At 70.2% G+C, this 15,139-nt stretch carries 12 protein-coding genes; 8 read left to right on the forward strand and 4 right to left on the reverse strand.

Annotation, left to right across the window (positions count from 1 at the left end; translation table 11 throughout):
• The first annotated feature begins 246 nt into the window (after window positions 1–246).
• Window positions 247–2,412 (forward strand): SpoIIE family protein phosphatase, encoded by a 2,166-nt coding sequence (locus OG331_RS19185; RefSeq protein ID WP_406197786.1) that lies wholly within the window; start codon window positions 247–249, stop codon window positions 2,410–2,412.
• A 103-nt stretch (window positions 2,413–2,515) separates the two neighbouring features.
• Here the strand turns inward: OG331_RS19185 and OG331_RS19190 are convergent, their stop codons facing one another.
• Entirely contained in the window at window positions 2,516–4,900 is a 2,385-nt protein-coding gene (locus OG331_RS19190; protein ID WP_406197788.1) for a transglycosylase domain-containing protein, read from the reverse strand.
• Between the two features lie 277 nt (window positions 4,901–5,177).
• Between OG331_RS19190 and OG331_RS19195 the strand changes: the two genes are divergently transcribed.
• The 5 genes from OG331_RS19195 to OG331_RS19215 all read left to right on the forward strand — a co-directional run bounded on the left by OG331_RS19195 (window position 5,178) and on the right by OG331_RS19215 (window position 10,276).
• Window positions 5,178–6,113: an SPFH domain-containing protein gene (locus tag OG331_RS19195; RefSeq protein ID WP_406197790.1), complete on the forward strand. Its 936-nt coding sequence runs from the start codon at window positions 5,178–5,180 to the stop codon at window positions 6,111–6,113.
• Complete coding sequence (locus tag OG331_RS19200; protein WP_328879572.1) at window positions 6,110–6,367, forward strand: hypothetical protein; 258 nt, start codon at window positions 6,110–6,112, stop codon at window positions 6,365–6,367. Before OG331_RS19195 ends, OG331_RS19200 begins: the two co-directional genes overlap by 4 nt.
• A gap of 365 nt (window positions 6,368–6,732) precedes the next feature.
• On the forward strand, window positions 6,733–7,257 hold the full coding sequence (locus OG331_RS19205) for a PadR family transcriptional regulator (RefSeq protein ID WP_362380760.1): 525 nt from the start codon (window positions 6,733–6,735) through the stop codon (window positions 7,255–7,257).
• Complete coding sequence (locus OG331_RS19210; RefSeq protein WP_328879574.1) at window positions 7,254–7,943, forward strand: ABC transporter ATP-binding protein; 690 nt, start codon at window positions 7,254–7,256, stop codon at window positions 7,941–7,943. Before OG331_RS19205 ends, OG331_RS19210 begins: the two co-directional genes overlap by 4 nt.
• Entirely contained in the window at window positions 7,940–10,276 is a 2,337-nt protein-coding gene (locus OG331_RS19215; RefSeq protein WP_406197793.1) for an ABC transporter permease, read from the forward strand. The genes OG331_RS19210 and OG331_RS19215 overlap by 4 nt, the downstream gene beginning before the upstream one ends.
• Before the next feature lie 12 nt (window positions 10,277–10,288).
• Here OG331_RS19215 and OG331_RS19220 read toward each other — a convergent pair whose 3' ends face one another.
• Window positions 10,289–11,266, reverse strand: coding sequence for a LysR substrate-binding domain-containing protein (locus OG331_RS19220; protein WP_406197795.1), 978 nt, complete (start codon window positions 11,264–11,266; stop codon window positions 10,289–10,291).
• Window positions 11,267–11,436: 170 nt separating this feature from the next.
• Here OG331_RS19220 and OG331_RS19225 point away from each other — a divergent pair, with 170 nt between their 5' ends.
• Both OG331_RS19225 and OG331_RS19230 read left to right on the forward strand, forming a co-directional pair.
• Window positions 11,437–11,991, forward strand: coding sequence for a peroxiredoxin (locus OG331_RS19225; protein WP_328879577.1), 555 nt, complete (start codon window positions 11,437–11,439; stop codon window positions 11,989–11,991).
• A 5-nt stretch (window positions 11,992–11,996) separates the two neighbouring features.
• A complete protein-coding gene (locus tag OG331_RS19230) occupies window positions 11,997–12,536 on the forward strand; it encodes an alkyl hydroperoxide reductase (protein ID WP_406197797.1) in 540 nt (179 codons plus the stop codon).
• Window positions 12,537–12,560: 24 nt separating this feature from the next.
• Here the strand turns inward: OG331_RS19230 and OG331_RS19235 are convergent, their stop codons facing one another.
• Complete coding sequence (locus tag OG331_RS19235; protein ID WP_406197800.1) at window positions 12,561–13,988, reverse strand: AI-2E family transporter; 1,428 nt, start codon at window positions 13,986–13,988, stop codon at window positions 12,561–12,563.
• 149 nt (window positions 13,989–14,137) lie between these two features.
• Window positions 14,138–14,833: a transglycosylase SLT domain-containing protein gene (locus tag OG331_RS19240; protein WP_328423974.1), complete on the reverse strand. Its 696-nt coding sequence runs from the start codon at window positions 14,831–14,833 to the stop codon at window positions 14,138–14,140.
• Window positions 14,834–15,139 lie beyond the last annotated feature (306 nt).

Below are 15,139 nucleotides of genomic sequence, written 5' to 3' on the forward strand. Positions count from 1 at the left end.
CAACTACCGGAGTGCGCGCCGGGCTTGACCGATCGTCACCGAGGGGCGGCAGGACGTGAGCGAGGGTTACCAGGGCAACGCCGCCAGGGCCGGCGGGGCTTTCTACGTCGGCCCTGGGAGCAGACGCCCCACCGGCGGCACAGGAACCGCCCCTGGCCACGCGGGAATTCCGTTCCTGGGGCACGTATTGCGGGTATCGGAGTTTCGGCGGGACGAACTGCACGCGCGGCGCGCAGCCCCGGACGGATGGATTCGAAAGGCGTGACGGAGCAGCCGACCTCCTTCGAGCGCCCCGAGACGGGCGTCGACCCCGCGGAGACCCGCGGGGCGCTCGTGCGTACCTCGACACAGTCGACACCGCACACCACGCCTGCGCATTCCACGCCGTCGCACACCCCTTGCGGCGGCGCCGGCGCAGGTACCCCCTTATCCGCGCAGGCGCGCACCGGAGAGACCCCCTCCACGCCGGGCACCACCGCACCGTCCGGCCCGAGCAAGGAGCCCTCAGACATCGCCGGCAACGGCCCCGAGCACTCGCAGCCCTCCGTCGCCGCCGAGCCCGACACGCACCGGCCGCGGCCCGTTCCGGAGGCCATCCCGCCGCAGCCCGGCGCCGAGCCGCCGCAGTCGTCCGCCGAGCGGCGCACCGGACAGGGCGTGGTGCCCGGCCGCCCGACGCCCATGCGGCGGGACGGGGACCGGCTGCGCTTCGTGGGCGCCGCCACCCGGCGGATCGCCCGCGGCATCGACCTGGACGAGATCGTGATGGGGCTGTGCCGGGCGACCGTGCCGACCTTCTCCGACGCGATCCTGGTCTATCTGCGCGACCCGCTGCCGGTCGGCGACGAGCGGCCCACGGGGCCCGTCGTGCTGCGGCTGCGCCGCACCGACCGGATCCCTGAGGAGCGGGACACCGAAGGCAGCTTCCTGCCCTCGGGCGCACAGCAGCCGGAGCCGACCGAGCTGTCCGAACTGTCCGCCCTCACCTCCGAACTGTGCGAGGTGCGGCCCGGCGGCGCGCTCGCCGAGGTGCTGCGCGGCGTACGTCCCGTCTTCGCCGACGCACCCGCCGCGCGCGCCGCCCTGCCCGAACTTCTCGGCGACGACGGCGAGTTGCTCATCCCCGACGGTCAGCGTGCGATCCTCGCCCCGCTGCGCGGCCGGCGCCGTGTCATCGGCGCCGCGGTGTTCCTGCGCCGCCCGGAACGCCTCGCCTTCGAGCCCGACGACCTCCTCGTCGCCGCCCAGCTCGCCACGCACAGCGCGCTCGGCATCGACAAGGCGGTGCTGTACGGCCGTGAGGCGTACATCGCCGACGAGCTCCAGCGCACCATGCTGCCCGAGACGCTCCCCCGCCCGACCGGCGTTCGGCTGGCGTCCCGCTACCTCCCGGCGGCCGAGACCGCCCGGGTCGGCGGCGACTGGTACGACGCGATCCCGCTGCCCGGCAGCCGTGTCGCCCTCGTGGTCGGCGACGTCATGGGCCACTCCATGACCTCGGCCGCGATCATGGGCCAGCTGCGGACGACGGCCCAGACCCTCGCCGGCCTCGACCTGCCTCCGCAGGAGGTCCTGCACCACCTCGACGAGCAGGCCCAGCGCCTGGGCACCGACCGCATGGCGACCTGCCTGTACGCCGTCTACGACCCGGTATCGCACCGCATCACCATCGCCAACGCCGGCCATCCGCCGCCCGTCCTGCTGCACCTGGGCGGCCGCGCGGAGGTACTGCGGGTGCCGGCGGGCGCCCCGATCGGCGTCGGCGGTGTCGACTTCGAGGCCGTGGAACTGGACGCACCGGCCGGAGCGACCCTGCTCCTCTACACCGACGGCCTCGTCGAGTCCCGCCTGCGTGACGTGTGGACCGGCATAGAGCAGCTGCGCGAGAAGCTCGCCGCGACCGCGCAGCTCACCGGGCCCGACCATCCGCCGCCGCTGGAGGCCCTCTGCGACGAGGTCCTCGACATGCTCGGCCCCGGCGACCGCGACGACGACATCGCGCTGCTCGCCGCCCGCTTCGACGGGATCGCGCCCAGCGACGTGGCGTACTGGTTCCTGGAGCCGGAGGACGCCGCCCCGGGGCGCGCCCGGCGCCTGGCCCGCCGTGCCCTCGCCCGCTGGGGCATGGAGGAACTCACCGACTCGGTCGAGCTGTTGGTCAGTGAGGTCGTGACCAACGCGGTGCGGTATGCCTCACGGCCGGTGACGTTGCGCCTGCTGAGGACCGATGTGCTGCGCTGCGAGGTCGGCGACGACGTGCCGCAGCTGCCGCGGCTGCGGCAGGCTCGGGCCACGGATGAAGGCGGCCGGGGGCTGTATCTGGTCAATCGGCTGGCCCGGCGGTGGGGGGCGACGCGGTTGAGCACCGGCAAGGTTGTGTGGTTCGAGTTGAATCGCGGCTCAGCGCCGTAGGGGGAACTGCGGACCGCCGAGTGCGGGTGCATCGTGGCTGATCGCGCCCGCACGGCGGAGCCGCATGTCACACACCGCCCCGCGCCCCTTCCGGGGCGCTTCCCTACTCGTCGTTGTTGGGTCTGACCGGGTCCAGGGTGATGTCGTCCGTCGGCTCGTCGGTCGGCTCGTCCGTGGGCTCGTCCGTCGTAGGCGTGTCCGTCGGCTCGTCGGTCGTCGGCTCGTCCGTCGGCTCGTCGGTCGTCGGCTCGTCCGTCGGTTCCTCGGTCGTCGGCTCGTCCGTCGGTTCCTCGGTCGTCGGCTCCTCGGTCGGAGTCGGCGTCCAGGTCGGCTGGACGGCCGCGCCCTGGTCGGTGTCGAGGTCGAACCTGGCGTCCGTGTCGGTCACGCCGAACATGTACGCCGCCCAGATCTTCGCCGGGAAGCCACCGCCGTTGACGCGATCCTCGCCGCCCGCGCCGTACATCTTGGCCTGGGCGTGGGTCTTGGCGTCCTCGCCGAACAGGCCCACCGAGGTGACCAGGTCGGGCGTGTAACCGGTGAACCAGGCCGACCTGTTGTCGTCGGACGTACCCGTCTTGCCGGCGACCTTCTGGCCGTCGCGCTTGGGGTTGTTCGCCACGGACGTGCGCGCCGTACCGTCGTCGACCACGCCCGTCAGCACCGAGGTCACCGTGTCGGCGGCCTGCGGACTGATGACCTGCTCGCCGATCGGGTCCGGAAGCTCGACCGCGCGGCTGTTGTGCTCGGCCGACTCGAGGATGCTCGGCGTGACCTTCTTGCCGTGGTTGTCGAGGGTGGCGTAGACCCCGGCCATCTGCAGCGGGCTCGCACCCATGGTGCCCAGGGTCTGGGCGGGCACGGCCTGCTCGTTGGTGGTGTCCATGCCGAGCTTGCCGGCCACGTCCATCACGTTCTTCATGCCGACGTCGACGCCCATCTGTGCGAAGACGGAGTTGACGGACTTGTTCATCGCCGTCTGAACGGTGATGTCGCCGTAGTCCTGGTCGTCCTCGTTCTCGGGGGCGAAGCCGACCTTGCTGCCGTCCTCCACGACCGGTCGCTTACTGGTGCCGTCGTAGATCGTGTTCGCGGTGATCGGGTTGCCGTCCTGGGTCTCGGCGCTCTCTTCCAGGGCGGCCGCCAGGATCACCGGCTTGAACGTGGAGGCGGGCTGGTAGTCGGTGCGGGTCGCGTTGCTGGTGTAGTGCTTGAAGTAGTCGACGCCGCCGTACAGGGCGACGACCTTCCCCGTCTTGGGGTCGACGGAGACCCCGCCGGCCTGGACGTTCCCGTCGACCTTGCGCTTCTTCGCGTCCAGCTTGCTCGTCAACTGCGCCTTGGCGGCCTTCTCCAGCTCGGCCTGCTTCTTCTTGTCGATGTTCAGGGTGATGGTCCAGCCCTGGTCGACGACCTCGGCCTCGGCCTGGGAGCGGGTGATGCCCTCCTGCTTCATCAGCTGGTTGATCAGCTGCTGGTTGGCGAGCTCGATCAGATAGCCCTTCTGGCCCTCACGGCCGGCGGTGGGCTTCGGCTCCTTCGGCTTGTCGAACGTCATGCCCTGCCGCTCGGACCGGTCCAGCCAGCCCTCCTCGACCATGTTGTCCAGGACGTAGTTCCAGCGGGCCGTGACCAGCTTCTTGCCGGTTTCGGACGCGGCCGACCAGTCGTACTGGCTCGGCGCCTGGAGCAACGCGGCGAGGTACGCGCCCTGTTCGGGCTTGAGCTTGTCGGCGTCGACGCGGTAGTAGGCCTGGGCGGCGGCCTGGATGCCGTAGGCGCCGCGGCCGTAGTAGCTGGTGTTGATGTAGCCGGCGAGGATCTCGTCCTTGGACAGCTCGCGGTCGACCTTCAGGGAGATGACCATCTCCTTGAGCTTGCGGCTGACCGTCTGTTCCTGGCTGAGGTAGTAGTTCTTGACGTACTGCTGGGTGATCGTCGAACCACCCTGCGCACCCTTGCCCATCACGGTGTTCAGCAGACCGCGGGCCGTGCCCTTGAGGTCGATGCCGTTGTCCTTGTAGAAGGACTTGTTCTCCGCCGCGACGAAGGCGCGCTGGACCTTCTTCGGCACCTTGGCCAGGTCCACGATCTCGCGGTTGACCTCGCCGTCGCGGGCCAGGGTGCTGCCGTCGCTGTACTTGTAGACGTTGCTCTGGCGCTGGGCGGCCTGCGCGGCCGCGTTGTCCTCCGGGATGTCGACGTACAGATAGAGCGCGATGAAGGCGCCGATGCCGAGCAGGCACGCGCCGAGGAAGGTGCCGAGGATCTTCTTCCAGGTGAAGAGCCGGCGTATTCGGCCCTTGCCGCCCCCCTTGGCGCCCTTGGCCGCCCGGCGGGCCGCGGCCCGGCCACCCTGGGCGGCCGGCGGGCCCACCACGGTGGCCGACTCGCCTCCCACAGGGGCCGAGGGCATCCCGGACGGGCGCCGGGGCGCGGCGCGGCGCCCGCTTTGCTGACGCGCTCGTCTGTCTTCCGCTCGTCCCATGGGTGTGTTCCGCTCCGCTTCGCTCTTGTGTGCACTCCTGCCACACAGGTTCGCCGCTCAGGTCAGCTCAGAAAGCTAACACCGGAAGTTGTGACAAAGAGCTGTCGATCCGGTCTTTTGCGGACGTGACAATCAGCACCCGTCCCACCGGAACCGACGACTCAGGGATGCATAGGGTTGCCCGCACAGGGTAAAGTGATATCACTTAGCTAGTTCGAAGCTAGATGAAGCCACTGCGGCTTCATGGATGAATGCGAACGAAACGGGGGAATCACCCATGCCTACCGACACCACTTCCGCCACCGCCGACGTACCCGAGATGCCCGCCCCACGTGTACGCGAGTTCACGGCGCACAGCATCGGCGGCGGGCTCGCCCTGCTGCTGGGCCTCGTCGGGCTGCTGGCCGGCGCGGGGTTGATCGTCAGCACCGCGGCGGTTTCCGGAGGCGGCGCCAAGGCGGCACTGATCATCGCCGGGGTTCTGGTCGCGATCGGCGCAGTCCTCGCGATGTGCGGGCTCAACATGGTCGCGCCGGGCGAGGCTCGGGTCGTCCAGCTCTTCGGGCGGTACCGCGGGACGATCCGGGAGGACGGGCTGCGCTGGGTGAACCCCTTCACGTCCCGTACGAAGATCTCGACCCGGGTCCGCAACCACGAGACGGCCGTCCTGAAGGTCAACGACGCCTACGGCAACCCGATCGAGCTCGCCGCGGTCGTGGTGTGGAAGGTCGAGGACACCGCGCAGGCCACCTTCGAGGTCGACGACTTCCTGGAGTTCGTCTCCACCCAGACCGAGGCGGCGGTGCGGCACATCGCCATCGAGTACCCGTACGACGCCCACGACGAGGGCGGCCTCTCACTGCGCGGCAACGCCGAGGAGATCACCGAGAAGCTCGCCGCCGAACTGCACGCACGCGTGGAGGCGGCCGGGGTGCAGATCATCGAGTCGCGCTTCACGCATCTCGCGTACGCTCCCGAGATCGCCTCCGCGATGCTCCAGCGGCAGCAGGCCGGGGCGGTCGTCGCGGCACGGCGGCAGATCGTCGACGGGGCGGTCGGCATGGTCGAGGCGGCGCTCGCACGGATCTCCGAGCGGGACATCGTGGAGCTGGACGACGAGCGGAAGGCGGCGATGGTGTCGAACCTGATGGTGGTGCTGTGCGGCGACAGGTCCCCGCAGCCGGTCCTCAACACCGGGACGCTCTACCAGTGACGGTTCCGTCCGAGGGGTCGGCCCCTCAGCGTCGGCCGCAGCAGCGCAAGCAGGTGCTGTTGCGGCTGGACCCGTCCGTGTACGAGGCGCTGGCGCGGTGGGCGGGGGATGAGCTGCGCTCGGCCAACGCTCAGATCGAGTTTCTGCTGCGGAAGGCTTTGGCCGACGCCGGTCGGCTTCCGCGGGACACGGGGCCTCTTCCCCGTCGTGGTCGGCCACCTGGGGGCTCCGCCCCCAGACCCCCGTCGGCCTGAACGGCCTCATCCTCAAACGCCGGACGGGCTGGAATTGGCTGAGCCGGTCTCGTCCGCGCGCACCGGACCGGCGGAATCGGCCGAGCCGGGCCCGCGCGCGCCGGACCGGCTGGAATTGGCTGAGCCGAGCCCGTCCGTGCGCGCGGACGGGCTGGAATCAGCCGAGCCGGGTCCATCCGTGCGCGCCGGACGGGCCCGGAACCATGGGGCTCCCCGCCCCCTCCAGAGCCCCTGCCATATCCCCTGCCATGTCCATGTAGCAAAACCGTGACAATCACCTCCCACCAGGGCCTTCACACCCCCAGCCATGATCTACACACTCCGCGTATACATGCTGCGTATACACCCCGTGTAGTGTCCTCGGCATGTCCATCGGTCACACCCTCCTGGGGCTCCTGGAGTCCGGCCCGCGTCACGGCTACGACCTGAAGCGGGCCTTCGACGAGAAGTTCGGTCACGACCGGCCGCTGCACTACGGCCAGGTCTACTCGACGATGTCCCGGCTGCTGAAGAACGGGCTCGTCGAGGTCGACGGGATCGAGCCCGGCGGCGGGCCCGAGCGCAAGCGGTACGCCATCACCGACGCCGGGATCACCGACGTGCAGCAGTGGCTCGCGACGCCCGAGAAGCCGGAGCCGTACCTCCAGTCGACCCTCTACACGAAGGTCGTCCTCGCTCTGCTCACCCGGCGCAACGCGGCCGACATCCTCGACACCCAGCGCTCCGAGCACCTGCGGATGATGCGCATCCTCACCGACCGGAAGCGGAAGGGGGACCTCGCCGATCAGCTGATCTGCGACCACGCCCTGTTCCACCTGGAGGCCGACCTGCGCTGGCTGGAACTCACCGCCGCGCGTCTCGACAAGCTGGCCGAGGTGGTGACCAAGTGACTCCTCCTCCCGGTTCCCTGCTCGCGGCCCAGGAGCTGCGCAAGGCCTACGGCCCGACCCTCGCGCTCGACGGCGCCGAGTTCTCCATCCACCCCGGCGAGGTCGTCGCCGTCATGGGCCCGTCCGGCTCGGGCAAGTCGACGTTGCTGCACTGTCTCGCCGGCATCGTGCCGCCCGACTCGGGGTCCATCACCTACAACGGCCGCGAGCTGGCCACCATGGGCGACGCCCAGCGCAGCGCCCTGCGGCGCTCGGAGTTCGGGTTCGTCTTCCAGTTCGGGCAGTTGGTGCCGGAGCTGACCTGCGTCGAGAACGTCGCCCTTCCGCTGCGGCTGAACGGAACCTCCCGCAAGGAGGCCGAGAAGGCGGCCCTGACCTGGATGGAGCGGCTGGAGGTCGACGACCTGCGCAAGAAGCGGCCCGGTGAGGTCTCCGGCGGTCAGGGACAGCGCGTCGCCGTCGCCCGGGCCCTGGTCACCAACCCGCGCGTGCTGTTCGCCGACGAGCCGACCGGCGCGCTCGACTCCCTCAACGGTGAGCGTGTGATGGAGCTGCTGACGGAGGCCGCCCGCTCGACCAACGCCGCCGTCGTCCTCGTCACGCACGAGGCACGGGTCGCCGCCTACTCCGACCGCGAGATCGTCGTACGCGACGGCAAGTCCCGGGACATGGAGCGCGTCGTATGAGTGCCGCGTCCCAGTGGGCCAAGGATCTGGGCATGGGCGTCCGGTTCGCCTTCGCCGGCGGACGCGAGGGGTGGGTCCGGGCCCTGCTGACGGCCGTCGGCGTGGGGCTCGGGGTGGCGTTGCTGCTGCTGACGACCGCGATCCCGAGCGCGCTGTCCGAGCGTGACCGACGCGGTAGTGCCCGGGACGACTTCACGTACAGCGGGACGGTGATGCCGAAGGCGGTCGACACGCTGATCATCGCCAGCGCCGACACCGAGTACCGCGGTGACGACGTACGGGGCCGGCTCCTGGAGCCCGAGGGGTCGCTGGCGCCGCTGCCGCCGGGCGTGGACGAGTTCCCCGCGAAGGGCGAGATGATCGCCTCGCCCGCGCTGCAGAAGCTGCTGAAGTCCGACTACGGCAAGCTGCTGCGCGAACGCATCCCCTACCGGGTCACCGGCACCATCGAGCAGCCCGGGCTGATCGGGCCCACCGAACTCGCCTACTACGCGGGCGGGGCGGGGCTCGAGGACCAGCTGGCCGGAGGCACCGTCGAGCGGATCGACTACTTCGGTCCCTCCGACGGGGCCACGGACGACCCGCTGGATCCGATCCTGATCCTGCTGATCATGATCATCTTCGTGGTCCTGCTGCTGCCGGTCGGCGTGTTCATCGCGGCGGCCGTGCGCTTCGGCGGCGAGCGCCGGGACCGTCGGCTCGCGGCGCTCAGGCTGGTCGGCGCGGACGGGCGGATGGCGCGCCGGGTCGCGGGCGGCGAGGCGCTCGCCGGGGCGCTGCTCGGGCTCGTTCTCGGCACCGGGTTCTTCCTGGCGGGGCGTCACCTGGCGACTCTGCTGAAGGTGCGGGACATCAGCGTGTTCCCGAGCGACCTCAACCCGTCGATCGCGCTCGCCCTGCTGGTCGCCGTAGCCGTACCGGCCGCGGCGGTCCTGGTGACGCTGTTCGCGCTGCGCGGGGTCGTCATTGAGCCGCTCGGTGTGGTCCGTACGACGAAGCCCCCGCGCCGTCGGCTGTGGTGGCGGCTGCTGCTGCCGGTGGGCGGTCTCGCGCTGCTGTACCCGATGGTGGGGCAGGGCAACGACAACGGGAACTTCAACGAGTGGATGGTCATCAGCGGCACCGTGCTGCTGCTGGTCGGCGTCACCACCCTGCTGCCCTGGCTGGTCGAGGCCGTGGTGGCCCGGCTGAACTCCGGGTCGGTCTCCTGGCAGCTGGCGGTCCGCAGGCTGCAGTTGAGCAGCGGTTCGGCCGCCCGCATGGTCAACGGCATCGCGGTCGCGGTGGCCGGGGCGATCGCGCTGCAGATGCTCTTCGCCGGGGTCGAGGGCGACTACACCGAGCGGACCGGCAACGACGTGAACCGCGCCCAGATGACGGTCTACGTGCACGGCGACGTCCAGCTGAACGACGTCGCCCGGCAGTTGGGCGAGACCGAGGGCGTGCGCCGGGCGTCGGCCCTGTCGCTGGGCTCGCTCGGCGAGAAGGCGAAGGAACCCGAGAACTCACTGGAGGTGGCCGTCGGCAGCTGCGCCGAGCTGCGTGAGGTGGCGCGTCTGAAGTCCTGCCGGGACGGGGACACCTTCCGGGTCGTCGGCGGCGAGTACGACGACGGCTCGGAGAAACTCGTCAAGGCGGGCGGCACCCTGTACTTCGACCCCGGCTACAGCGGGATGACGAGCCACACGGTGGCGTGGAAGGTGCCGGGCGGCATCAAGACGGCGGCGACGCGCGAGGACCCGACCGGTTACGAGCGCGGCGGCCTGCTGTTCACCCCGGGCGCGCTGCCCGAGGGGGCCGAGGCCGGCCTGGTCCAGCGGGTGTTCGTCTCGCTGGACCCGTCGGTGCCGGACGCCTCCGATTACGCGCGCAACAGCGCCGCGCGGCTGGACCCGCTGGCGGACGTGTTCACGCTGGCGGCCAACCGGGAGTCCCTGGAGTTCCGCTCCATCCGCAACGGGCTGTTCGTCGGCGCCACCTGCGTCCTGCTGCTGATCGGCGCGAGCCTGCTGGTCTCCCAGCTGGAGCAGCTGCGCGAGCGCAAGAAGCTGTTGTCGTCGCTGGTGGCCTTCGGCACCCGGCGCCGCACGCTGAGCCTGTCGGTGCTCTGGCAGACGGCGATCCCGATCGCGCTGGGCCTGCTGCTGGCGTCGACCGTGGGGCTGACACTGGGCGCGGTCCTGCTGAAGATGGCCGGCGCCGCGGTGACCGTGGACTGGGCGAGCGTGCTGGCGATGACGGGCATCGGCGCCGGGGTCGTCCTCACGGTGACCCTCCTCAGCCTGCCTCCGCTGCTGCGCCTGATGCGCCCGGACGGCCTGCGCACGGAGTGATCACCGGGGTGATCAAGGGGGCCGGGTCCCGGATCCGGCCCCCAACCGCTGCTCCCCCAACATGCGCACCGGCAACGGCCGCAACGCATCCCGCAGAGCCGACGCCAGTTCCTCGTACTCCGCCGCGCGTGCCGCCCCCGTTCGCATGGCGAGGGCGACGCGGCGGGTGGGGGCCGGGTCGGCGAAGTAGCCGGTGAGGAGCTGGCTGCTGCGGGTCGTCTCCAGCTTGAGGGCGGTGCGCGGCAGCAGGGTCACCCCCAGTCCGCCGGCGACCAGCTGGACGAGCGTGGACAGGCCGGCGGCCGTCGTGGTCACCGGGGCGTCCTCGCGGCCCGCCTCCCGGCAGATGTCGAGGGCCTGGTCGCGCAGGCAGTGCCCCTCGTCGAGCAGCAGCAGGTTCAGTTCGCGCAGCGCCTCCCGGGGAATCCCCTCCCGGCCGCCGAGCCAGTGGTCGAGCGGGGTGACGAGCACGAAGTCCTCGTCGAAGAGCGGGAGTTCGGCGACACCGGGCACCCCGAGCGGCACGGCGAGCAGGAGCAGGTCCAGGCGGCCGGTGGTGAGGCCGTCGACCAGGCTCGCGGTCTGCTCCTCGTGCACCTGGAGGTCGAGGTCCGGATACCGGTCGTGGACGAGCCGCAGCACCGTCGGCAGCAGATACGGCGCGACGGTCGGGATGACGCCGAGGCGGAGGGCACCGGTGAACGGCGCCCGGACGGCTTCCGCCTCCTCCATCAGCGCCCCGACCTCCACGAGCACCGCCTTCGCCCGCACGGCGAGCCGCTCGCCGGCCGGTGAGAGCAGCACCTTGCGGGTCGTACGCTCCAGGAGCGTGACCCCGAGGGTCTCCTCCAGTGCGGACACGGCACCCGAGAGCGCGGGCTGGCTCATCCCGATCGCGGCCGCGGCGTCCCGGAAGTGGAGATGCTCGGCGACCGCGGCGAACGCCCGCAACTGGGCGAGGCTGGGCTGCCGCCTCTTGCCCACGCTCATGTCCTGCCCACCGTCATCCCTTACCCACGGCCATCAATAGGCACCTCCGATCAACCCGACCGAGTGTAGCTATTTCCCGTATCAATGCACGTTGTGCCAGGATCGGTAAGGTCCAACCCCATGGGAGACCCCTGTACCGAACGGGTGTCTCCTCGCTGCAAGGAGAGCGTGTGCTCACTGTCGGTGACAAGTTCCCCGAGTTCGAACTGACCGCCTGCGTCTCGCTGGAGAAGGGCTCGGAGTTCGAGACGATCAACCACAAGACCTACGAGGGCAAGTGGAAGATCGTCTTCGCGTGGCCGAAGGACTTCACCTTCGTCTGCCCGACCGAGATCGCGGCCTTCGGCAAGCTGAACGAGGAGTTCGCCGACCGCGACGCCCAGGTGCTCGGCTTCTCCGGTGACTCGGAGTTCGTCCACCACGCCTGGCGCAAGGACCACGACGACCTGCGCGACCTGCCGTTCCCGATGCTGGCCGACTCCAAGCACGAGCTGATGCGCGACCTCGGCATCGAGGGCGAGGACGGCTTCGCCAAGCGCGCCGTCTTCATCGTCGACCAGAACAACGAGATCCAGTTCTCCATGGTGACCGCCGGCTCCGTCGGCCGTAACCCCAAGGAGGTCCTGCGGGTCCTGGACGCCCTCCAGACCGACGAGCTCTGCCCGTGCAACTGGTCCAAGGGCGACGAGACCCTGGACCCGGTCAAGCTGCTTGCCGGAGAGTGACTGACATGCCGCTCGACTCCCTCAAGTCCCGCATACCGGACTACGCCAAGGACCTTAAGCTCAACCTGGGCTCGGTCATCGGCAATTCGGACCTCCCGGCCCAGCAGCTGTGGGGCACGGTGCTCGCCACCGCGATCGCCTCGCGCTCCCCGATCGTGCTGCGCGAACTGGCGCCGGAGGCCAGGGCGAACCTCTCGCCGGAGGCGTACAACGCGGCCAAGTCCGCCGCCGCCGTGATGGCGATGAACAACGTCTTCTACCGCACCCGGCATCTGCTGTCCGACCACGAGTACGGCACCCTGCGCGCGGGCCTGCGGATGAACGTCATCGGCAACCCCGGCGTCGACAAGGTCGACTTCGAGCTGTGGTCGTTCGCCGTGTCCGCCATCAACGGCTGCGGCATGTGCCTCGACTCGCACGAGCAGGTGCTGCGCAAGGCGGGCGTGGACCGCGAGACGGTTCAGGAGGCGTTCAAGATCGCTTCCGTGATCCAGGCCGTGGGTTCCACCTTGGACGCCGAGGCTGTGCTGGCCGACGTCGAGTAGGCGCCGTTGCCCCGTGGACCCCGCTCACCCTGTGTGGGCGGGGTCCATTGCGTTGGCGGGGCCGTCGGCCTGGGGGGCTGCGTCCCCGGACCTCGCTTCTTCGGCCTGAGCGGGTTCGTCCTCGAGCGCCGGACGGGCCGGCTGCGGCACAGCCTCCTTGCCCGGTACCGACTCCTGCGAATACGCCCGCAGATACCCCACGATCGTGTTCGACACGGCCACCAGCGGTACGGCCACCACCGCGCCGCCGATCCCCGCGACCATGCCGCCGGCCGCCACCGACAGCACGACCGCCAGCGGGTGGACACGGACCGCGCGTCCGAGGATGAACGGCTGCAGGATGTGGCCCTCGATCTGCTGGACGGCCAGGACGACGATGAGGGTCATGACCGCCGTGAAGACGCCCTGCGTCACCAGCGCCACGACCACGGCCAGGGCGCCGGAGGCCACCGCGCCGACGAGCGGAATGAAGGAGAACAGGAAGATGAAGACGGCCAGCGGCACGGCCATCGGCACATCGAGGAAGTAGATGCCGATGCCGATGAAGACGGCGTCGATCAGGGCGACGAGCATGGTGCCGCGCACATAGGCGGTGAGCGTCGCCCACGCGCGCGGGCCGGCGCCGGCGACACCGGGACGGGCCGCGGCGGGCACCAGCTTCAGCGTCCAGTGCCAGATGCGCTTGCCGTCGTAGAGCAGGAAGAGCGTCGAGAACGCGGCCAGCAGAATGCCGGTGAGGGCCTCGACGACGACCGTGACGCCTTCGAGCCCGGCCGAGGTGATCTCGTCGGTGTTGGCGCCGATCGCCTCCCGGAGGTTCTCGGCGATCTCGTTGACCTGCTTGTCGGTGACGTGGAAGGGGCTGTTGAGCAGCCAGTTGCGCAGCTCGTCGATGCCGTCCTGGACCTGGTCGGAGAGGTTGTCGATGTTCTCCATGACCTGCCAGGTCACGAACCAGCCCATCAGCCCGATGACGACGAACCCGAGGATCGCGGTCAGGGCGGTGGCGGGCCCGCGCGGCACGCGACGCCGGGTCAGCCACGCCACCGAGGGCTGCATCAGCGCGGTGAGGAGCAGGGCGATGACGAAGGCCAGCACGACGAGTTGTACGGCGCTGATGACCCGCATCAGCACCCAGACCGTGCCGGCGAGCACCAGCAGCCGCCAGCCTGCCTCCGCGGCGACCCGTACGCCCCACGGCACGACCTGCGCCGGGTCGGGCCGCGGCGGCGGTGCAGTGGGTGCGTAGTCGGGGGGCCGTGGGACGTGGTCGGCGCGCGGCGGCGGGACGTCCTCGGCGGCCGGGTCGGGCGCTACGGCCGTGGCGGTCCGCCGCTCCGGCTGGAGCTCGGTGTCCTCCCGTTCCACCGCGGCGCGGCGCTCGTCCAACCGCTCACTCATCTCGGTCAGTCCGGCGCCGAGCCGACCGAGCCACCCTGGCACTCGCGACATGATCCGTCCTCTTCCCCCGTCTCTCTCCGCACCACTCCCCCTGGAGTCGTTGCGTCCGACCGTACATGGCGTGTCACGGGGAAGCGCGAAAGCCCCTCACCAAGAGACGGTGAGGGGCTGCGCGAAGGTTGAGCGGCGGCGGTGCCGGCTCAGTACCAGTTGTTGGCCTGCCAGAAGGACCAGGCGTCGCAGGGACTGCCGTAGCGGTCGTTCATGTAGTTGAGGCCCCACTTGATCTGGGTGGCCGGGTTCGTCTGCCAGTCCGAGCCGACGGACGACATCTTCGAACCGGGCAGGGCCTGGAAGAGGCCGTAGGCACCCGAGGAGGCGTTGACGGCCCGGTAGTTCCAGTCGGACTCGTGGTCCACGATGTTGCTGAAGCACTGGAACTGGCCGCTCGGCACCATCTGGCGCGCCATCGACTGGATCTGCGCGATGCTGTACGAGCCCTGGACGGGGAAGTCGGAGGAGGATCGGGAGGCCTTCGCCTCGGCCTCTTCGCGCTCCTTGGCTTCCTGCGCCGCCTTCTCTGCCTTCTCGGCGGCTTCCTTCTTCTCGATCGCGGTCTGGGCAGCAGCCTTGCGGGCGGCTTCCTCAGCACCCTTCTTGGCGCTCGCGTCCGCGGCGATGGCCTGGACGTCGGCCTGCGCCGACATGGACTCGATCTGCACCTGGGCCTGCTGGCCCGCGGGTATGTCCGCGAGGAGCGTCGAATCGGCAGCAGCCGTCGCTTCGGCGTCGTTGTTCTGCGCGGTGCTGCCCGAGGCAACGCCGACGACGCTTCCGACAGCGGTGACCGCGGTGGCCGACGCCACTGCGAATCCCCTGACCGAAATCGGACTCACACGGTTTCCTTCCAGCATCGCCCGCTTCGGTGACCCTGGCGGACGCAATCGTGCCCCTGGCTCTGGCCTCCCAACTGCGGGGTCACGGGAGGCGCGGACCCGGTGGGCAACTCCCTTGCGGGGAGCGCCGCGTAAAGACTCGGGCGGCATACGACGACGCTATGGAGTTGGCTGTGGTGTTGCTGTGGTGCCGTACCGCTGGGGGTACAGGTGTGTCGTATGCGGGGCCTGACAGGAGTGAGACTCTGCCGTACCCCGACGCCGCAAGGCAATTCTGTGTTGCGTGTGAAAGCTCACACCTCGTTT

This window comes from Streptomyces sp. NBC_01017, from assembly GCF_045162795.1.
Classification (GTDB): Bacteria; Actinomycetota; Actinomycetes; order Streptomycetales; family Streptomycetaceae; genus Streptomyces; species Streptomyces machairae.

Bases quoted from the DNA above. Each gene is read 5' to 3' on its own strand.
- OG331_RS19185 (WP_406197786.1), top strand. From the start codon at position 247: ATGGATTCGAAAGGCGTGACGGAGCAGCCGACCTCCTTCGAGCGCCCC.
- OG331_RS19205 (WP_362380760.1), top strand. From the start codon at position 6,733: ATGTCCATCGGTCACACCCTCCTGGGGCTCCTGGAGTCCGGCCCGCGT.
- OG331_RS19215 (WP_406197793.1), top strand. From the start codon at position 7,940: ATGAGTGCCGCGTCCCAGTGGGCCAAGGATCTGGGCATGGGCGTCCGG.
- OG331_RS19230 (WP_406197797.1), top strand. From the start codon at position 11,997: ATGCCGCTCGACTCCCTCAAGTCCCGCATACCGGACTACGCCAAGGAC.
- OG331_RS19220 (WP_406197795.1), bottom strand. From the start codon at position 11,266: ATGAGCGTGGGCAAGAGGCGGCAGCCCAGCCTCGCCCAGTTGCGGGCG.
- OG331_RS19190 (WP_406197788.1), bottom strand. From the start codon at position 4,900: ATGGGACGAGCGGAAGACAGACGAGCGCGTCAGCAAAGCGGGCGCCGC.
- OG331_RS19195 (WP_406197790.1), top strand. From the start codon at position 5,178: ATGCCTACCGACACCACTTCCGCCACCGCCGACGTACCCGAGATGCCC.
- OG331_RS19235 (WP_406197800.1), bottom strand. From the start codon at position 13,988: ATGTCGCGAGTGCCAGGGTGGCTCGGTCGGCTCGGCGCCGGACTGACC.